At 63.0% G+C, this 18,575-nt stretch carries 15 protein-coding genes; 11 read left to right on the top strand and 4 right to left on the bottom strand.

Translation table 11 applies throughout. The features are described 5' to 3' along the window. Positions 1 to 9 precede the first annotated feature (9 nt). A complete protein-coding gene (locus AWB82_RS05530; RefSeq protein ID WP_086966142.1) occupies positions 10 to 486 on the top strand; it encodes an OsmC family protein in 477 nt (158 codons plus the stop codon). Positions 487 to 497: 11 nt separating this feature from the next. Here AWB82_RS05530 and AWB82_RS05525 read toward each other — a convergent pair whose 3' ends face one another. After that, positions 498 to 1,514: a D-2-hydroxyacid dehydrogenase family protein gene (locus AWB82_RS05525; protein WP_086966173.1), complete on the bottom strand. Its 1,017-nt coding sequence runs from the start codon at positions 1,512 to 1,514 to the stop codon at positions 498 to 500. A 486-nt stretch (positions 1,515 to 2,000) separates the two neighbouring features. On the opposite strand from AWB82_RS05525, the gene AWB82_RS05520 reads away from it, so the two are divergent. Both AWB82_RS05520 and AWB82_RS05515 read left to right on the top strand, forming a co-directional pair. Further along, the gene (locus tag AWB82_RS05520; protein WP_086966141.1) at positions 2,001 to 3,872 is read left to right on the top strand and encodes a phosphoenolpyruvate carboxykinase (GTP); all 1,872 of its coding nucleotides are present in this window, start codon (positions 2,001 to 2,003) and stop codon (positions 3,870 to 3,872) included. A 341-nt stretch (positions 3,873 to 4,213) separates the two neighbouring features. Beyond that, positions 4,214 to 5,293, top strand: a complete 1,080-nt coding sequence (locus AWB82_RS05515; RefSeq protein WP_086966140.1) for a LysR family transcriptional regulator — start codon at positions 4,214 to 4,216, stop codon at positions 5,291 to 5,293. An 81-nt stretch (positions 5,294 to 5,374) separates the two neighbouring features. On the opposite strand, the gene AWB82_RS05510 is transcribed toward AWB82_RS05515, so the two are convergent. The 3 genes from AWB82_RS05510 to dprA all read right to left on the bottom strand — a co-directional run bounded on the left by AWB82_RS05510 (position 5,375) and on the right by dprA (position 9,852). Beyond that, on the bottom strand, positions 5,375 to 8,017 hold the full coding sequence (locus AWB82_RS05510) for a DNA topoisomerase III (RefSeq protein ID WP_086966139.1): 2,643 nt from the start codon (positions 8,015 to 8,017) through the stop codon (positions 5,375 to 5,377). A 171-nt stretch (positions 8,018 to 8,188) separates the two neighbouring features. Next, a complete protein-coding gene (locus AWB82_RS05505) occupies positions 8,189 to 8,566 on the bottom strand; it encodes a thioredoxin family protein (RefSeq protein ID WP_086966138.1) in 378 nt (125 codons plus the stop codon). A gap of 74 nt (positions 8,567 to 8,640) precedes the next feature. After that, positions 8,641 to 9,852, bottom strand: a complete 1,212-nt coding sequence (dprA, locus tag AWB82_RS05500) for a DNA-processing protein DprA (protein ID WP_086966137.1) — start codon at positions 9,850 to 9,852, stop codon at positions 8,641 to 8,643. A gap of 201 nt (positions 9,853 to 10,053) precedes the next feature. On the opposite strand from dprA, the gene def reads away from it, so the two are divergent. From def to esaR, 8 genes are all read left to right on the top strand, one after another. Next, positions 10,054 to 10,557, top strand: a complete 504-nt coding sequence (gene def / locus AWB82_RS05495; RefSeq protein ID WP_086966136.1) for a peptide deformylase — start codon at positions 10,054 to 10,056, stop codon at positions 10,555 to 10,557. A gap of 3 nt (positions 10,558 to 10,560) precedes the next feature. Then, a complete protein-coding gene (gene fmt, locus AWB82_RS05490; RefSeq protein WP_086966135.1) occupies positions 10,561 to 11,535 on the top strand; it encodes a methionyl-tRNA formyltransferase in 975 nt (324 codons plus the stop codon). A 69-nt stretch (positions 11,536 to 11,604) separates the two neighbouring features. Next, positions 11,605 to 12,252 carry a LysE family translocator gene (locus tag AWB82_RS05485; RefSeq protein WP_086966134.1) on the top strand — a complete coding sequence of 216 codons (648 nt, stop codon included), beginning with the start codon at positions 11,605 to 11,607 and terminating at the stop codon, positions 12,250 to 12,252. Positions 12,253 to 12,363: 111 nt separating this feature from the next. After that, positions 12,364 to 13,218 (top strand): zinc metalloprotease HtpX, encoded by an 855-nt coding sequence (htpX, locus tag AWB82_RS05480; RefSeq protein ID WP_086966133.1) that lies wholly within the window; start codon positions 12,364 to 12,366, stop codon positions 13,216 to 13,218. 151 nt (positions 13,219 to 13,369) lie between these two features. Further along, positions 13,370 to 14,788, top strand: coding sequence for a 16S rRNA (cytosine(967)-C(5))-methyltransferase RsmB (gene rsmB / locus AWB82_RS05475; protein ID WP_086966172.1), 1,419 nt, complete (start codon positions 13,370 to 13,372; stop codon positions 14,786 to 14,788). Then, positions 14,785 to 15,381, top strand: a complete 597-nt coding sequence (locus tag AWB82_RS05470) for a DUF4390 domain-containing protein (protein WP_086966132.1) — start codon at positions 14,785 to 14,787, stop codon at positions 15,379 to 15,381. The genes rsmB and AWB82_RS05470 overlap by 4 nt, the downstream gene beginning before the upstream one ends. A 22-nt stretch (positions 15,382 to 15,403) precedes the next feature. Further along, positions 15,404 to 17,818 carry a sensor histidine kinase gene (locus AWB82_RS05465; RefSeq protein ID WP_086966131.1) on the top strand — a complete coding sequence of 805 codons (2,415 nt, stop codon included), beginning with the start codon at positions 15,404 to 15,406 and terminating at the stop codon, positions 17,816 to 17,818. After that, positions 17,819 to 18,529: a response regulator transcription factor EsaR gene (gene esaR, locus AWB82_RS05460; RefSeq protein WP_086966130.1), complete on the top strand. Its 711-nt coding sequence runs from the start codon at positions 17,819 to 17,821 to the stop codon at positions 18,527 to 18,529. It abuts the gene before it with no gap. The last annotated feature ends 46 nt before the right edge of the window (positions 18,530 to 18,575 follow it).

Raw genomic sequence — 18,575 nt, 5'->3', positions numbered from 1 at the left:
GAGCAGACCGTGGCGAAGAAGCACACCTACGCACTGACCGTCGACTGGACGGGCAATCTCGGTTCCGGCACATCGGCTTACGACGCGTATTCGCGCGATCACCTCGTGCGCGTCGGCACGAAGACGGCGATCGAGGCGTCGAGCGATCCGGCGTTCCGCGGCGACCCCGCGCGTCACAATCCGGAAGAGTTGTTCGTGGCGTCGCTGTCGTCGTGCCACATGCTCTGGTATCTGCACTTGTGCGCGACGAACAAGATCGTCGTGACGGGTTATGTCGATGAAGCCATCGGCACGATGCAGGAGGAATCGAAGGGCGACGGGCGTTTCGTGGATGTGCTGCTGCGCCCGAAGGTGACGATCGGCGCGGGCAGCGACGCCGGTCTCGCGGCGCGCCTGCACGAAGAGGCGCACCGCTTTTGCTTCATCGCGAACTCGGTGAATTTTCCGGTGCGCTGCGAACCGTCGATCGAAATCTCAACGCTCTGACGCGATGAAACTCAACGGCGGCGCACGTGGTGAAGCGCTTCCTTGTTGAAGACGCTCGACGTATCGCCCGTATCGAACGCGAGAATGTTCCTGAACGCCGCGCCGAAGTACAGCTCGTAGCTCTCGCGCTCCACATATCCGATGTGCGGCGTGCAGATCACGTTTTCGAGCCGCAACAGGCCATAGCCTTGCAGAATCGGCTCGCTTTCGAAGACATCGACCGCGACCATGCCCGGCCGATTGTGATGCAGCGAATTGAGCAGCGCGTTCTCTTCGAGCAGTTCGGCGCGGCTCGTATTGACGAAAAGCGCGGTCGGCTTCATGCGCATCAGGTCGTCCTGCTTGACGATGCCCGTCGTCTCGTCCGTAAGACGCAGATGCAGCGTGAGCACATCGCTCTGCTCGAACAGCGCCTCGCGGCTTTCGGCCACGTCATAACCGTCTTCGCGCGCCGCGCTCTGCGAATGCTCGCGCCCGTAGACGAGCACGTTCATGCCGAACGCCTTGCCGTAGCCCGCCACCAGTTTGCCGATCTTGCCGTAGCCCCAGATGCCGAGCGTCTGCCCACGAAGCACCTGGCCCAGTCCGAAATTCGGCGGCAACGCCGATGTCTTTAGCCCCGACTGCTGCCACGCGCCTTGCTTCAGATTCGCGACGTACTGCGGAATGCGCCGCTGCGCCGACATGATGAGCGCCCACGTCAGTTCGGCGGGCGCGATCGGCGAGCCCGTGCCTTCGAGCACCGCGATGCCGCGTTCCGTACACGCATCGATGTCGATATGGCCGCCGCCTGCGCGTCCCGTTTGACTGATCATGCGCAGTTTCGGACATTTATCAAGCAGTTGAGAGCTGATGCGGGTACGTTCGCGAATCAGCACGAGCGCGTCCACTTCCGAAAGTCTGCTGGCCAACTGTCCCAGACCACGCACCGTGTTATTGAAGACCTTAACCTCATGGTCATCGAGCAAATGGAAGCAATCGAGCTTCCGGACGGCATCCTGGTAGTCGTCGAGAATGGCGATTTTCATGGGCATTGGTTGGCTTTTGTTGGGCATCAAACGTGCTGCTTTTTTATCGAAGGCGAGAATGGAGTGCTTAAATTCGGGTAAATACGGATAACTTGCGCTCTATTCATCGTTATTGCGCTGCATCAAGGAGTTCATGCAACGTAGTGTTATGCTTGACTCCCATTTTTCAGGAGCCTCGCCCGGCGCGCCAAAATAAAGAAATCCAGCGCAAGTAGCGGAAAACACGATGATCCGCGAGGAGACAGGCCACTAGTATCTCTTTTTAACAGTTTGTTCCTTTGCGACGCAAGCCGCGAGCAGGTACGGTTTGCTGTGTAAAGAATTCAAGCCCGTGACGCAGCATTGGCTCGCGAACCGCATTTCGTGCGATGAAAACGTGTATCAGAAGCGCACGAAAACGCCCGGCGGTTCGAGTCGCAAACGCCTCTCGCATGCAGCGTCGTATGGGCGGACAGGTTTTCATTGCAGAAGAACGGAGACAGCTCGATGAACCAGCCCGCAGTAGTCGAAGACACTAATAAGAACGCCGTCGAAATCGAAGTGCCGGCTTATGTCCGGCACCGAAGACTCATCGAATGGGTGCAGCAAGTCGCGGCCCTGACCAAGCCGGATCGTATCGAATGGTGCGACGGTTCCCAGGAAGAATACGATCGGCTTTGCCAGCAGATGGTCGAAGCCGGCACGATGAAGAAGCTCAATTCCGCAAAGCGCCCGAATTCCTTCCTGGCGTGCTCGGACCCCTCGGATGTGGCGCGCGTCGAAGATCGCACGTTCATCTGCTCGCAGCGCCGCGAAGACGCCGGCCCGACGAACAACTGGATCGATCCGCAGGAAATGCGCACAACGCTCGACGGCCTGTTCGACGGGTGCATGCGTGGCCGCACGATGTACGTCGTGCCGTTTTCGATGGGCCCGCTCGGTTCGCCTATCGCACATATCGGTGTGGAGTTGTCGGACAGTCCGTATGTCGTGACGAACATGCGCATCATGACGCGCATGGGCCGCGCCGTGTACGACGTGCTGGGCGCCGACGGCGAATTCGTGCCGTGCGTGCATTCGGTCGGTGCGCCGCTCGCCGATGGCCGCAAGGACGTGCCCTGGCCGTGCAACGACACGAAGTATATCGTTCACTTTCCCGAAAAACGCGAGATCTGGAGCTTCGGCTCGGGATACGGCGGCAACGCGCTGCTCGGCAAGAAGTGCTTCGCGCTGCGCATCGCTTCGACGATGGGCCGCGACGAAGGCTGGCTCGCCGAGCACATGCTGATTCTCGGCGTGACCTCGCCGCAAGGGCGGAAGTATCACGTCGCGGCGGCGTTTCCGTCGGCGTGCGGCAAGACCAACTTCGCGATGCTGATCCCGCCGAGCGATATGAACGGCTGGAAGGTGACGACCATCGGCGACGACATCGCGTGGATCAAGCCGGGCCGCGACGGGCGTCTCTACGCGATCAACCCGGAAGCGGGCTATTTCGGCGTCGCGCCCGGCACGAGCGAAAAGACCAACTTCAACGCGATGGCCACGCTGAAAGAAAACGTGATCTTCACGAACGTGGCGCTGACCGACGACGGCGATGTCTGGTGGGAAGGCATGACCGACACGCCGCCCGCGCATCTGATCGACTGGCAGGGCCGCGACTGGACGCCCGCGATCGCGAAGGAAACGGGCGCGAAAGCGGCGCATCCGAACGCGCGCTTCACGGCGCCGGCGTCGCAATGTCCGTCGATCGATGCCGACTGGGAGAATCCGGCCGGCGTGCCGATCGACGCGTTCATCTTCGGCGGCCGCCGCTCCAACACCGTGCCGCTCGTGACCGAAGCGCGCGACTGGAAGCAAGGCGTCTACATGGCCGCGACGATGGGCTCCGAAACCACCGCCGCCGCCGCCGGTCAGCAAGGCGTCGTGCGCCGCGATCCGTTCGCGATGCTGCCGTTCTGCGGCTACAACATGGCCGATTACTTCGGCCACTGGCTGAAGATGGGCGAACGCCTCGAAGCGACGAACGCGAAAGCGCCGAAGTTCTTCTGCGTCAACTGGTTCCGCAAAGGCGACGACGGCAAGTTCGTGTGGCCGGGCTTCGGCGAGAACATGCGCGTGCTGAACTGGATGATCGGCCGCATCGAAGGCACGGCGAAGGGCGAGGAGCACGCGTTCGGCATTTCGCCGCGTTACGAGGACATCGACTGGGGCGCGCTCGGCTTCTCGCGCGAGCGGTTCGAGCAGGTCATCTCCGTCAACGATGCCGCCTGGCGCGACGAACTCGCTCTCCACGACGAGCTTTTCGCGAAACTCAAGCACGGTCTGCCGGAGGCGCTGCCGGAAGCCAAGGCCGGCATGGAAAAGCGTCTTGCCGCGTGAGTGAAACAGCCGGCGTGACGACGCGCCGGATTGGTATCACGAACTGAATCAATCCCCATATATCGGGCCCGCCACAAGCGGGCCCGATTTCTTTTCGCCTATACCGCTGAAATTGACGCGGCAAGTATTTTAAAAATACCAACAATCAGAACGTGTCGGCGCGGGCGTTGTGCATATCGCAACAATCGGTGATCTTTCATCCGCGTAACGTGGCTAACAGTCAGATTTTTTTCGATATTTTTGTGCTTCCGGGCAACTTCTGCACGAAAGCGCCGGTCCTAGGATAATCCTGAATTGCTTTGCAGCAGAATTCGAGCCGTCTAGCGGCAGGAGTTGTCTTTATGGATCATTTGCAGTCGATGAGAGTGTTCGTCCGCGTCGCGGATCTCGGGAGTTTCGCCCGGGCCGCGAGCGCGATGGACATCTCCAATGCGGTGGCTACACGGCACGTCGCGGACCTGGAAGGACGCCTCGGCACGCGCCTGCTCAACCGCACGACGCGCAGCCTCTCGCTCACCGAGTCCGGCCAGGTTTATCTGGAACGGGCGCGGCAGATTCTCGACGAGCTGGAAGACGTCGAACAAATGGTGGTGGCGCGCAATCACGAACCGCTTGGTTCGCTCAGGATCGTCGCGCCCGTCGTGTTCGGTCTGCATAACCTCGCACCCGTGTTGCAGACGTATGCGCAGCGTTATCCGAAAGTCGTGCCGGACGTGACCTTGGTGGATCGTCAGGTCGATCTGGTCGAGGAAGGTTTCGATGTCGGCATCGTCATCGCGCGGCAGGTGAAGAGCGCGAGCGTCGTCACGCGGCGCCTGACGACCGGCTGCATGACCGTCTGCGCGACGCCCGCGTATCTCGAAACGCACGGCACGCCGACGCGTCCCGAGCATCTGCTGGAACATCCGTGTCTGAGCCTGCCGGCCGAGTACTGGGGCGACGAGCGCGTATTCACCGGCCCGGAAGGCGAAGTGCGCGTGCGGCCGCAGAACGTGATCATCGCGAACAATACGGAAATGCTGCGGCAGTTTGCATTGCTCGGCATGGGCATCGCGATTCTGCCGAGCTATCTGATCGGCAACGATACGACGCGCGGCCAGCTCGTGCGTCTGCTCGGCGACTATCAATTGCCGCAGGTCGAGATCAACGTCGCTTATCCGAGCCGCCGTCATTTGCCGGCGAAGGTGCGCACGTTCATCGATCACCTCGTCGAGCATTTCAGCCAGACGCCGAATCATCAGCTTGGCGAGCAGTGGATTCGCGATGGCCGCGGCAGACCGCCGGCGCATCCGCACTACGAGCACGCCGATGAACCGGCGACGCCCGCGCCGCGCTCGCGCCCGATCGATGGCGAACTCGCGCCGAAGCTGTCGAAACCGTCGCGTACGCGAGGGCGTTTGCCGGCCGCATCGCCGTTCTGAAAGGCTCGCGCCAGGCGCAAATAAAAAACCCCCGCGAAGCGATTCGCGGGGGTTTTTCTTTCTAGCCGACCTGGAAAACGATTAGCTCGCCTTCTTCGCCGCGGCTTTCTTCGCTGCGGCCTTTTTCGCGGGAGCCTTCTTGGCCGCGGTTTTCGCGGACGTGGTCTTGGCAGCCACGGCGACATCGCTATCGCCGCTGTCGTCGCTGTCGGACTGAGCTTCCGCCGCCGCGCCGCGTTTCGCCGCCGTCTTCGCCCCCGGTTTGGCTTCCTTCTTCTCGAACTCGAAGCCGATCTTGCCGTCCGGCTGCTTCACGAGAAATGCCTTGAAGTTGCGACCGGTGCGCGACGACTTGAAGTTCGTCAGCAGATCGGTGCGGCCTGCGCCCAACAGCTTTTCCATCTGCTCGCGCGCAATTTCCTGCTGAAGAATCACCTTGCCCGAGCGGAAGTCGCAGGTCTTCGGATTCGACACCGAGTTTTCGCAAACGTAGCTCATTCCGTGCTCGAACACGCGCGACTGGCACTTCGGACATGCGCCGACCGGCGTCTGCTCGGAGAAATCGGGCGGTTCGCCGTCCTCGCCGCCGGAGTCCTGACCGAAGTCGAATTCGAGCTTGTAGTTCTTGATCTCGTCGTCGAGCGAGAGCTTGAGAATCGCCGAGAACGGACGGCCCATCTTGCTCCGAAAGCCCGACAGCGGTCCGATGGTTTTCTCGCGCAGCAATTCCTCGACTTCGGGAATCTCGAACTGACGTCCGCCCGGGATTTTCGATATCGAGAACTCGCACTTCGTACACGCAAACCGGCGATAGTTCTCCTTCACCTGCGCGCCGCAATTCGGGCACGGCGTTTCGAGCGTCGCGTAATCGCCGGGGATCGTGTCGGAATCGTATTCCTTCGCGCGTTTGACGATGGTCTGCGTCATGCGCGCGATTTCCTGCATGAACGCATCGCGATGCAGGCTGCCGCGTTCCATCTGCGTAAGCTTGTGCTCCCACTGACCCGTCAGTTCGGGCGCGGTGAGTTCTTCGACGCCCAGACCGCGCAGCAAGGTCATCAATTGGAACGCCTTCGCCGTCGGAATCAGCTCGCGGCCTTCGCGCACCATGTACTTTTCACCGAGAAGTCCTTCGATGATCGCCGCGCGCGTCGCCGGCGTGCCGAGGCCCTTCGCGGCCATCGCGTCGCGAAACTCTTCGTCTTCGACGAGCTTGCCCGCGCCTTCCATCGCCGAGAGCAGCGACGCTTCGTTGTAGCGCGCGGGCGGCTTGGTCACGAGACCGTGCGCTTCGACCTTCTCGACATCGACCTTTTCGTCCTTCTGCACCGGCACGAGATTGGCTTCATCGCCCGCGGCTTCGCGGCCGTAGATCTGCAGCCAGCCCGGCTCGACCAGCACCTTGCCTTCCGTCTTGAAGTGATGCCCGGAGACTTCGGTGATGCGCGTCGTCACGAGATATTCGGCTGCCGGGAAAAATACCGACAGGAAGCGCTTAACGACGAGGTCGTAGAGCTTCTGCTCGGGCTCGGACAGCGACTTGGGCGCCTGCAGAGTCGGGATGATGGCGAAGTGGTCGCTGATCTTCGAATTGTCGAAGATGCGCTTGTTCGGCTTCACCCAGCCCTTGTCGAGCACCTGCTTCGCGAACGGCAGATAGTTGTTGCTCTCCTTGAGCATGGTCATCGTGTCCTTGACCGTGCTCAAGTAGTCCTCGGGCAGCGCGCGAGCATCGGTACGCGGGTACGTGAGGACCTTGTGCTTTTCGTACAGCGCCTGAGCCAGGCCGAGCGTGTTCTTAGCCGAAAAACCGAAGCGGCCGTTGGCTTCGCGCTGCAAACTCGTGAGATCGAACAGCAGCGGCGACATTTGCGTCGACGGCTTCGATTCTTCGGTCACGGTGCCGGTCTTGCCGCGACACGCCGCGACTACCGTTTCCGCCGCCGCGAGACTCCACAGGCGCGAATCGCGCTGCTCGGGATCGTTTTCGACGCGCTTGAACTTCGGATCGAACCAGCGGCCTTCGTACAGGCCCTTCGCGGCGATGAAGTCAGCGCGCACTTCCCAGTAATCTCGCGGAACGAATCGGCGGATTTTCTCTTCGCGTTCGACGACGATCGACAACGTTGGCGTCTGAACCCGGCCGACGGTCGTCAGGAAGAAGCCGCCGCCCTTGCTGTTGAACGCGGTCATCGCGCGAGTGCCGTTGATGCCGACGAGCCAGTCCGCTTCCGAGCGGCAGCGCGCGGCATCGGCGAGCGGCTGCATGTCGGCGTCGCTGCGCAGATGCGCGAAGCCATCGCGGATCGCGGCGGGCGTCATCGATTGCAGCCACAGGCGCTGAACCGGCTGCTTTGCCTTCGCGTGCTGCGCGATCAGGCGGAAAATCAACTCGCCCTCGCGCCCCGCGTCGCATGCGTTGATGAGTCGGTCGATATCCTTGCGCTTCAGCAGCTTGGTCAGCACCTTGAGGCGCGACTCGCTTTTCGCGATCGGATTGAGATCGAAATGCGGCGGAATGACCGGCAGATTGGCGAAGCTCCATTTGCCGCGCTTGACCTCGTACTCCTCGGGCGCCGCGATTTCGAGCAGGTGGCCGACCGCGGACGAGAGCACGTAGTCGTCGCTCTCGTAGTACTCGTCATGCTTGGTAAAGCCGCCCAGCGCACGCGCGATGTCGTTCGCGACGGAAGGCTTCTCAGCGATGATCAGGGCTTTGGACATGACTAAAAAGAGTTGGTAACTGGCAGCGGCCCGGTTTGGACAGCTTTAACGACCGCTTTATAGCACACGCTTTGCGCGGGGGGCGTCGAAGCGGGAAACCGGGCGTTTCGATTTCCGGCTCGCGGAGCGCGTTGCGAGAGGCGCGAAAAGTACGTTTCGCGCGCGTCGCAATCAGGCGGCAACGAGTACCGGGCGCAGTTTCGGCGCACCGACCATGCCCGGCAGCGCGGTCAGGTCGGTGAGCATCCGGCCGACAATGGACACCTGTGGCAGCACCGTGCCGAAGAATCGCGTCGTGATCGAGTCCTCGATCAGGATGGTAGGAAAATTTTCGACGTCGAGGTCGTCTAAACGGTCGGCGTGATTCTCGATGTCGATCCACGCGAAGCAGATGTCCGGATGCGCGTCCGCCAGCCTGTCGAACCCTTCGCGATATTCGCGGCAGGTCCCGCACCATTGCGCGCACAGGCAGGCGACGAACAGCGTGCCGGGCACGGCGATGCGCTCCGCGATGCGATCGGCATCGGTATCGAGATTCAACGCGGGCATGACGAGTGCGAAATCCTTGTGGGTATGCGTTGCGGGGACGGCTCATTTTTCCGCGAATGTAGCACGACGCGGCATCACGAGCGCTCCACCGCCGCGTAGCGACCTCCGCCAAGCGCGGCCACCCGGCCCGACAATTCGAGCTGCAACAGCGCGCCTTGAAGCGCCGCGCCGTTCAGATCGGTACGCGCGGCGAGGATTTCAAGCGTCGCGGGCGCGTGGCCGAGCGCGCCGAGCACGCGTTCGGCGTCATCGCTCGCGGGCACGGCATGCAAGTTCGCCGATGCCCACGATGCGCTGATCGGACGCAGTTTCCGGCGCTTCGCCGCAGAGGCCGCCGCACTTGCCTTCGCTGGCGAAAAACCGAACTCTTCGAGCACCTCCTCCGGTGTTTCGACCAGCTTCGCGCCCTGCTTGATCAGCCGATGACAACCCTGCGAGAGCGGCGCGTGAACCGAACCGGGCATCGCGAAAACATCGCGCCCCATTTCGTTGGCGAGTCGCGCGGTGATGAGCGAGCCGGAGCGCATCGCGGCCTCGACGATCAGCACACCGCCCGACAATCCCGCGATCAGCCGGTTTCGCTGCGGAAAATTGGCCGAGCGCGCGGGCGTGCCGAGCGGCCATTCGGAGAGTATCGCGCCGTCGCGGGCGATTTCGTGGGCGAGCGTGTGATGCGCGGCGGGATACACGAGATCGGCGCCCGTGCCGATGACCGACACTGTGCCCGTTGCGCCCTCCAGCGCCCCGCGATGCGCCGATGCATCGATGCCGAGCGCGAGCCCCGACACGACCGCGAGCCCGGCATCCGACAGCACGCGGGCGAAGCGGCGCGCGTCCTCCAGACCTTGCGGCGTCGCGTGCCGGCTGCCGACGATGGCCACCGCGCGCGCCTGCAGCAGATCGAGCCTGCCCTTCGCATAGAGCAACGGCGGCGGATCGGGCATCGTGAGCAGCGCTTGCGGATAGGCTGCGTCGGCGAGTGTCAGGACGTGGTTGCCCGGTTCAGACGCCCACGCCAGAGCCGCTTCAATATAGTGGTCGAAGGGAACGCCTTCGATGTCTCCTGGTGGCGCGAGCACGGCTTCGGCGGCGCGGGCGTCGGCGGTTTCGGCAAGCGTCGCAAAGCTCTCCGATAAAACTTCGAGCGGACCGCCGAAAGCACCGAGTAACGTGCGCAGCGCGAGCGGGCGCAGCCCTTTTGCGTGCGCGAGCCGCAGCCAGGCGCGCAGTTCGTCGAAATCGAGTGTGGAGGCGGCTTCCTCGGTCGGCAGGTCGGCGGTCGTCATGTTAAGATTTTTGATCCGGAACAAATAAAGAAAGGTCGTTCAGGCTATTTTGAAAGCCCGAAGCGACACCCATCGGCCGCTTGCCGGCGGCGTTGAATCCACTGGATTCACCCGCATATCTTCGGCATGCGGCCGCATTACCCGCAACCTGGCCGAATGGCCGATTTACACGCGTCGCGGTGCGCGTAGACAATCCGAATCATGGCCCTGCTCAAGATACTCAACTACCCGGACAAGCGTCTGAACAAGGTGGCGAAACCCGTCGCCGTGGTCGACGACCGCATCCGCAAGCTCGTCGCCGACATGGCCGAGACAATGTACGCCGCGCCCGGCGTAGGGCTCGCCGCGACACAGGTGGACGCGCATGAACGCGTGATCGTGATCGACGTCTCGGACGCGCACGACCAGTTGATGGTCTTCATCAACCCGGAACTCGTCTGGACGAGCGAGCAGAAGAAGGAATGGGAAGAGGGTTGCCTCTCCGTGCCGGGCATCTACGATTTCGTCGAGCGTCCGGACAAGGTGCGCGTGAAGGCGCTGAACGAGAAGGGCGAAACCTACGAGCTCGATTGCGACGGCCTGCTCGCGGTGTGCATCCAGCACGAGATGGATCATCTGGCGGGCCACGTTTTCGTCGAATATCTTTCGCAGCTCAAGCAGACGCGCATTCGCGGCCGGATGAAAAAGCTGGAAAAGGCGCTCTAACCGATGACCCAATCGTTGCGCGTGGTTTTCGCCGGAACGCCTGAATTCGCTGCCGCCGCGCTCGCGGCCATTCACGCGGCCGGATTTTCCGTGCCGCTCGTTCTGACGCAGCCCGACCGGCCAGCCGGACGCGGCATGAAGTTGACGGCGAGTCCGGTCAAGCGCTTCGCCGTCGAGCATGGCATGAAGGTCGCGCAACCCACTTCGCTGCGACGCGCCGGCAAATATCCGCAGGAAGCGGCGGAAGCCATCGACCTCCTGAAGGCGACGCCGCACGACGTGATGGTCGTCGCCGCGTACGGTCTGATCCTGCCGCAGGAAGTGCTCGATATCCCGCCGCGCGGCGCGATCAACATCCACGCGTCGCTGCTGCCGCGCTGGCGTGGCGCCGCGCCGATCCATCGCGCGATCGAAGCGGGTGACGCCGAAACCGGCATCACGCTCATGCAGATGGACGCCGGCCTCGACACCGGCGCGATGATCCGCGAGGCTCGCACGCCAATTCTCATCGACGACACCACGGCCACGCTGCACGACCGGCTCGCGCACATGGGCGCGGAGCTGATTGTCGCGGGATTGCGCGATCTCGAACGCGATGGCGCGCTGCTGTCCACGCCGCAGCCCAGCGAAGGCACCACGTACGCCGAAAAAATCGCGAAGAACGAAGCCGCGCTCGACTGGCGTCGCCCGGCGCAAGAACTCGCGCGCCAGATTCGCGCGTTCGATCCGTTCCCCGGCGCGTACGGCACGATCGACAACGCCGCAATCAAGATATGGGCCGCGCAGCCGGTCGATGTTTCGTCGGACGCGCAGCCAGGCACCATCGCCGAAGTTTCCTCGGACGGTATCGTCGTGACGTGCGGCAGCGGCGCGCTGAAACTCACGCAGCTGCAGAAACCGGGCGGCAAACGCCTTCCCGTGCGCGAATTCCTCGCGGGCGCGCCGCTCGCGAAGGGCCAGCGTTTCACCGTGCAATGAAGGACGCCAGAGCAGGCGCGGCGCTAAAATAAACGGCTGTCAACGCGCCCTGTCTGTCTGGAGTTCCCGATGCTCGGCATTACCGGTTTCACCTTCTTTCTCATCGCCGTCTTTCTGCTCAACGTCACGCCCGGCCCCGATACGGCTTATATCGTCGGGCGCAGCGTCGCTCAGGGGCGCGGCGCGGGCATCGTCTCGGCGCTCGGCATTTCTGCGGGCTGCATCGTCCATACGCTCGCGTGCGCGTTCGGATTGACGGCGATCCTCGCGGCATCCGCAACGGCGTTCACCGTCATCAAGATCGCCGGCGCGATTTATCTGATTTATCTCGGCATGCGCCTCATTTTCGCGAAACACGACGACACGGACACCGCGCAACAAAAGCCGGCGCAAGAAAAAGCCGCACCGAAATCGCTGGGTCAGCTTTTCGCGCAAGGCTTCGTCACGAACGTGCTGAATCCGAAAGTCGTGCTGTTCTTCGTGTCGTTCTTCCCGCAATTCGTCGCGGCCGACAGCCAGCACAAGACGCTCGCCTTTCTCGCGCTCGGCATCGTGTTCATTGCGATGAGCACGGTCTGGAACAGCTTCGTCGCGTGGATCGCGGGCAGCGTCACGGAGCGCTTCGCGGGCAAGTCGGGCGTGAAGAAGTGGCTGGATCGCGGCGTCGGCGGCGCGTTCGTCGGGCTCGGCATCAAGCTCGCGACGACACATCGATAAATCGCGCTGTCGCGGATTGAATTATTGCCGGTCGCCTCTATCTAACATTTTGCTTACAATCGTTGTCACCGCGCACTTCGCGCATTGCAATCAGGGAGAGGAGCTCCGGACATGTTCAACTGGGTCAAAACCGCGATGCTGATGGCTGCGATCACGGCCCTCTTTGTCGTGATCGGCGGAATGATCGGCGGATCGAAGGGCATGATGCTCGCGCTGATTGTCGCGCTCGGCATGAATTTCTTTTCGTACTGGTTCTCGGACAAGATGGTCCTGCGCATGTACAACGCGCAGGAAGTCGACGAGACCACCGCGCCGCAGTTTTATCGCATGGTGCGCGAGCTTTCCACGCGCGCCCAGTTGCCGATGCCCCGCGTTTATCTGATCAACGAAGACGCGCCGAACGCCTTCGCCACGGGGCGCAATCCCGAGCACGCGGCGGTCGCGGCGACCACGGGCATCCTGCGCGTGCTCTCCGAGCGCGAAATGCGCGGCGTGATGGCGCACGAACTGGCGCACGTGAAGCACCGCGACATCCTGATCTCGACGATCTCCGCGACCATGGCCGGCGCGATCTCCGCGCTCGCCAACTTCGCGATGTTCTTCGGCGGGCGCGACGACGAAGGCCGCCCGTCGAATCCGATCGCGAGCATTCTGGTGGCGATTCTCGCGCCCATCGCGGGCGCGCTGATCCAGATGGCGATTTCCCGCGCGCGCGAATTCGAGGCCGATCGCGGCGGCGCGGAAATTTCGGGCGATCCGCAAGCGCTCGCGAGCGCGCTCGAAAAGATCCACGCGTACGCTTCCGGCGTGCCGTTCCCGACGGCCGAAGCGCACCCGGCGACCGCGCAGATGATGATCATGAATCCGCTGTCGGGCGGCGGCATCGCGAACCTGTTCTCGACGCACCCGGCAACGGAAGAGCGCGTCGCGCGGCTAATGGAGATGGCGCGCAACGGCCGCTTCTGAAACTTTTGATGTGGTAACGAAGGCCGTTCCGGTTCGCCGGAACGGCCTTTTTCTTCGCTCTCGGCCGCCCGTCAGGGTGCGCGATCTGCGCAAGTTACAATCCCCGTTCGCGCAAGCGCTCCGCCTGCCGTTCGACCGTTCCCGTTTCGCCATGACCGACAAGCCATCCCGCCGGCCCGCCGCCGCGCATTCCCGTCTGGACGCACTGCATCTCGCGCCCGACTCGCTGGCGTTCGCGCTCGACTGCGCGGCCCATGCCGTCGGCGCGGTGCGCGCGGGTTCCGCGCTTCCAGCGGCGTTGCAGACGGTCATCGCGTCGGCGAAGCAACCGACGGCGCGCGGCGCGGTGCAGGACATCGCGTCTCGCGCGATGCGCCGTCTCGCGCTCGCCGACGCGCTCCTGCACAAGCTCGTGAAGAAGGCGCCGCCGCCGCACGTGGCGAACGTGCTCGTCTGCGCGTTCACGCTGTTGACCGACGACGAAGCGCACGCCGCTTACGCGCCCTTCACCGTGGTCGATCAGGCGGTGAGCGCGATCGCCGCGCGCCGTGAATTCGCGTTCGCGAAGGGCCTCGTGAACGCGGTGCTGCGCAATTTCCTGCGCGAGCGCGACACGCTCGTCGGCGAAGCGCGTAACGATCCCGTCGCGCGCTGGAACTATCCGCGATGGTGGATCGACGCGGTGAAGCGCGGCCAGCCCGATGCATGGGAGCGCGTCCTCGAAGCGGGCAACGCGCAGGGTCCGCTTACGCTGCGTGTGAATGCACGGCACGCAACCGTCGACGAATATCTCGCGCGCCTCGCGGAAGCGCATATCGAAGCCGAAGCCGCGGGTCTGCATGCGGTGCGCCTGAAAACGCCGATGCCCGTCGATCGCATTCCGGGTTTCGACGAAGGCGTCGTCTCGGTGCAGGACGCCGGCGCGCAACTCGCCGTGCAATTGCTCGACGTGAAAGACGGCATGCGCGTGCTCGACGCGTGCGCCGCGCCGGGCGGCAAAACGGGCCACATTCTCGAACTCGCGAACGTCGATCTGATCGCGCTCGAAAGCGACGCCGAGCGCTCGGGGCTCATTGGACAGAATCTGCGGCGCCTGAAACTCGACGCGCAAATCAAAGTGGGCGACGCGGGCGATCCCGCGCAATGGTTCGACGGCACGAGCTTCGATCGCATTCTCGCGGACGTGCCGTGCTCGGCGTCGGGCATCGTGCGGCGTCATCCGGATATCCGCTGGCTGCGGCGCGCATCGGACATCGAGGCGCTCGTCGCCGAGCAGCGGCGCATCGCGAGCGCGCTGTGGCCGCTCGTCGCGAAGGGCGGCGAGTTGCTTTACGTGACGTGTTCCATCTTTCCCGAGGAGGGCGAAGAGCAGGCCCGCTGGTTTGGAACCGCACATGAAGATGCGGTACGATTGGACGCGCCGGGGCAATTGTTGCCGACAGCGGCGCGCGCGAACGCGGGCGCGGCGCAAGACTCACCGGACGGTACAAATCTCGCGAGCCCTCATCGGGACGCGGAAACCTTCGCGGACCACGACGGATTCTTCTACGCGCGCTTTCAGAAACGGTGACGATCAAACGCTTTTTTCCGCTTCGGCTCGCGGCCGTCATCTGGACTGCGCTAACGCTCTGGCTGACGTTCGCCGCGGCCAACCCCGCGTTTGCCGAGACGATCTCCGTGCAGCGCGCGTCGCTGCAAGCGGACAATGCCGGCTGGAGTCTCGACGCGCATTTCGACTTCGACCTGAACAACAGCCTCGAAGATGCCGTGAACCGCAGCGTGCCGCTCTATTTCACGGTCGATTTCAATCTGTCGAGGCCGCGCTGGTACTGGTTCGATGAAGAGCCGGTCAACGTGTCGCAGAGCATCCGTCTTTCCTATCAGCCGCTCACGAACGAATATCGCGTATCGACGGGCGGCCTGCAGTTGCGTTTTTCATCGCTGAACGAGGCGCTCGCGGTCATCAGGCACGTGACCTCGTGGCATGTCATCGACCGGAATCAGGTGCATGGCGGCGAAACCTATACCGCATCGGTGCGCATGCAACTCGACATCGCATTGATGCCCAAGCCGTTCCAGATCGACGCGGTGAACAATCGCGACTGGAACCTTTCCTCGGATTGGAAGCGCTTTAATTTTACGGCGGCGGAACGTGCGAAATAGATTTCGACGCGGCCGCACGGACATGAAGAGTTTCGTCGTCCGCTTGCTGGTCTCCACGGTGGCGCTCACGGCAGTCGTGCTGCTCGTGATGCTCGCGCTCGCCAGTGCGAACACCGAGTTCTTCGACCGCTATTACGGCTGGCTTTACGCGGCGAACGTCGCGGTGGCGCTGGTCTTCATGCTGATCGTCATCGGCCTGTTCATCATCATCGTGACGAGGGTGAGGCAGGGGCGCTTCGGCACGCGACTGCTCGCCAAGCTCGCATTCATCTTCGCGCTCGTGGGCGTGGTGCCGGGCGGGATCATCTATGTGGTTTCGTATCAGTTCGTGTCGCGCAGCATCGAGTCCTGGTTCGACGTGAATGTCGAAACCGCGCTCACCTCGGGTCTGACGCTCGGGCGCGGCATGCTCGAAAGCTCGCTCGCCGATTTCAAGAATCGCGGCCGGCAGATGAGCGATCAGCTCGCAAGCGCCGATCAGTCAAGTCTCACGCTGTCGCTCCTGCGCCTGCGCGATCAATACGGCGTGCAGGACGCGGTCGTGTTCGAGCGGCCGCGCGATCAATACAACCGTGAGGATCTCGCGTCGAACAACAGTTCGCAGCGTGTGCCGGGACTTCGCACGGTCGCGCAGGCGTCGGCCAACTACTATGCGCTTCTGCCGGCCAACGAGCCGACCGGCACGATGCTGCGGGAGGCGCAGGATCATCCGTATGGCGCGATCGAAGGCGAGATCGACGGCGATCCGAAATCGAACGGGCCGAAGGGCGCGTTGCGATTACGGGTGCTCACGAAGATTCCCGATCCGACGACGACCACGGAATTCCAGCACGTCGACCGTTTCCTGCAGCTTGAGCAGCCCGTGAGTCAGGAACTCGCGCGCAACGCCGATGCCGTGCAGCGCGCGTATCGCGAATATCAGGAGAAGCGGCTCGGGCGCACGGGTTTGCGCAAGATGTATATCGGTACGCTGACGCTCGCGCTCTTTCTCGCGACCTTCATCGCGATGATGCTCGCGCTCGCGCTCGGCAATCAGCTCGCGCGGCCGTTGTTCCTGCTCGCGCAAGGCACGAAGGAGGTGGCCGAAGGCGACTACACGCCCAAGCGCGAAATCAATTCGCGCGATGAACTCGGCTTTCTCACGCAGTCCTTCAACGCCATGACGCGCCAGCTTTCCGAGGCGCGCGCGGCGGTGGAGAACAATCGCATAGCGCTGGAGCATTCGAAGGCGTATCTCGAAAGCATTCTCGCGAATCTGACGGCGGGCGTGTTCGTGTTCGACCGGCAGTTCCGTCTTTCCACCGCGAATCGCGGCGCGGAGCGCATCTTCCGTCAGCCGTTCGCCGCGTTGCTCAATCATTCGCTCGACCAGATCGATGTCCTCGCCGAGTTCGGCACGATGGTCAGAAAAGCCTTCGCCGAGCGCGATGCGGCGGCGGTCGGCAGCGATCATCCGATCGGCGATCGCGGCCACTGGCAGCAGCAGGTCGCGGTGACGGTGCCGGGCGAGAGCGAGCCGCTCACGCTGCTCGTGCGCGGCACGCAATTGCTGAGCTTCACCGAGAGCGACACCGAGGACGCCGAAACGACCGGCTATGTCGTCGTGTTCGACGATATCTCCGATGTGATCTCCGCGCAGCGTTCGGTCGCGTGGGGCGAAGTCGCGCGACGTCTCGCGCACGAGATCAAGAATCCGCTCACGCCCATTCAGCTTTCCGCGGAGCGCCTGCAGATGAAGCTCGCCGATAAACTCGCGCCGGCGGATGCGGACGTGCTCAAGCGCGCATCGACAACCATCGTCAATCAGGTGCAGGCAATGAAGCAGATGGTCGACGACTTCCGCGAATACGCGCGCACGCCGCCCGCGGTGCTCGGCCATCTGCAACTGAACGATCTCGTCGCGGAAGTGCTGACGTTGTACGGCGTAGAAGACGGCAAGACTCCGATCAAGATCGATCTCGCGAAGCTGCCGGTGATCCGCGGCGATGCGACGCAGATCCGCCAGGTTATCCATAACCTGCTGCAGAACGCGCAGGATGCGGTGGCCGAAGTCGCGGAGCCGCGTGTGCTGCTCGAAACGAGGACAGTAGAATATGGCGAGCCCGATGCTTCGGGTCATGCGCGTGTCGCGGTTCGCCTGACTGTGTCGGACAACGGCTCGGGCTTTCCGGCGCGTATTCTTTCGCGTGCTTTCGAGCCTTACGTGACGACGAAAGCGAAAGGCACGGGTCTGGGACTTGCAACCGTGAAGAAGATCGTCGACGAGCACGGCGCGCGCATCGACATACGCAACCGCTCGAAAACAGCGGATGTGATCGAAGGCGCGCAGATATCGATTCTGTTTCTACAACTCGCGGACGATACCGCAGCGCCCGGCGCGGGTACGGCAGCGAATCAGGGAACGACAAAAGCAACAGTGCAGACAAGGGCAGCGTAAATGGCAACCATCCTGGTGGTAGACGATGAAATGGGGATCCGGGAACTGCTCTCCGAGATCCTGAGCGACGAAGGCCATGTTGTGGATGTGGCGGAAAACGCGCAGTTCGCGCGCGACTACCGTCTACGGCAAACGCCCGATCTCGTTTTGCTCGACATCTGGATGCCCGACACCGACGGCGTCACCCTGCTCAAGGAATGGGCCGCGCAGGGCAAGCTCACGATGCCGGTCATCATGATGTCGGGGCACGCGACCATCGACACGGCTGTCGAGGCAACGAAGATCGGCGCGCTCAACTTCCTCGAAAAGCCGATCGCGCTGCAGAAGCTGCTGAAGGCAGTCGAGCAGGGCCTCGCGCACGGCTCGGCCGCGGCGCCAGCGGCGGCGGCGAAGCCTCCGTCGAGCGCGAGCGCATCGGGCGTGCCTGTCGCGGCAGCGTTGCCGACGGCGTCGGCGCTGAACGCATCGAACGATGCGGCGGCGAGCGGCGCAATGCAGAACCAGACGGGGCAGACGGCATCCATCTCGTTCGATATTCCGTTGCGCGACGCACGCGACGCGTTCGAGCGCGCGTACTTCGAATATCACCTGGCGCGCGAGAACGGCAGCATGACGCGCGTCGCCGAGAAGACGGGACTGGAGCGCACGCACCTGTATCGCAAGTTGAAGCAGCTAGGCGTCGATCTCGGAAAGAACAAGAATGACGTTTGAGCATGGTCGTGAGCATTTTTAGAAAAATGCGCAAAGGGACTTGAGG

The organism is Caballeronia glebae (assembly GCF_001545035.1).
Taxonomy (GTDB): Bacteria; Pseudomonadota; Gammaproteobacteria; order Burkholderiales; family Burkholderiaceae; genus Caballeronia; species Caballeronia glebae.
This window is presented reverse-complemented; position numbering and strand designations above follow the sequence as displayed.

Coding starts and splice junctions, on each gene's coding strand:
- AWB82_RS05525 (WP_086966173.1), bottom strand. CDS start 1,514: ATGAAAATCGCCATTCTCGACGACTACCAGGATGCCGTCCGGAAGCTC.
- AWB82_RS05520 (WP_086966141.1), top strand. CDS start 2,001: ATGAACCAGCCCGCAGTAGTCGAAGACACTAATAAGAACGCCGTCGAA.
- AWB82_RS05515 (WP_086966140.1), top strand. CDS start 4,214: ATGGATCATTTGCAGTCGATGAGAGTGTTCGTCCGCGTCGCGGATCTC.
- AWB82_RS05510 (WP_086966139.1), bottom strand. CDS start 8,017: ATGTCCAAAGCCCTGATCATCGCTGAGAAGCCTTCCGTCGCGAACGAC.
- AWB82_RS05505 (WP_086966138.1), bottom strand. CDS start 8,566: ATGCCCGCGTTGAATCTCGATACCGATGCCGATCGCATCGCGGAGCGC.
- dprA (WP_086966137.1), bottom strand. CDS start 9,852: ATGACGACCGCCGACCTGCCGACCGAGGAAGCCGCCTCCACACTCGAT.
- def (WP_086966136.1), top strand. CDS start 10,054: ATGGCCCTGCTCAAGATACTCAACTACCCGGACAAGCGTCTGAACAAG.
- fmt (WP_086966135.1), top strand. CDS start 10,561: ATGACCCAATCGTTGCGCGTGGTTTTCGCCGGAACGCCTGAATTCGCT.
- AWB82_RS05485 (WP_086966134.1), top strand. CDS start 11,605: ATGCTCGGCATTACCGGTTTCACCTTCTTTCTCATCGCCGTCTTTCTG.
- htpX (WP_086966133.1), top strand. CDS start 12,364: ATGTTCAACTGGGTCAAAACCGCGATGCTGATGGCTGCGATCACGGCC.
- rsmB (WP_086966172.1), top strand. CDS start 13,370: ATGACCGACAAGCCATCCCGCCGGCCCGCCGCCGCGCATTCCCGTCTG.
- AWB82_RS05465 (WP_086966131.1), top strand. CDS start 15,404: ATGAAGAGTTTCGTCGTCCGCTTGCTGGTCTCCACGGTGGCGCTCACG.
- esaR (WP_086966130.1), top strand. CDS start 17,819: ATGGCAACCATCCTGGTGGTAGACGATGAAATGGGGATCCGGGAACTG.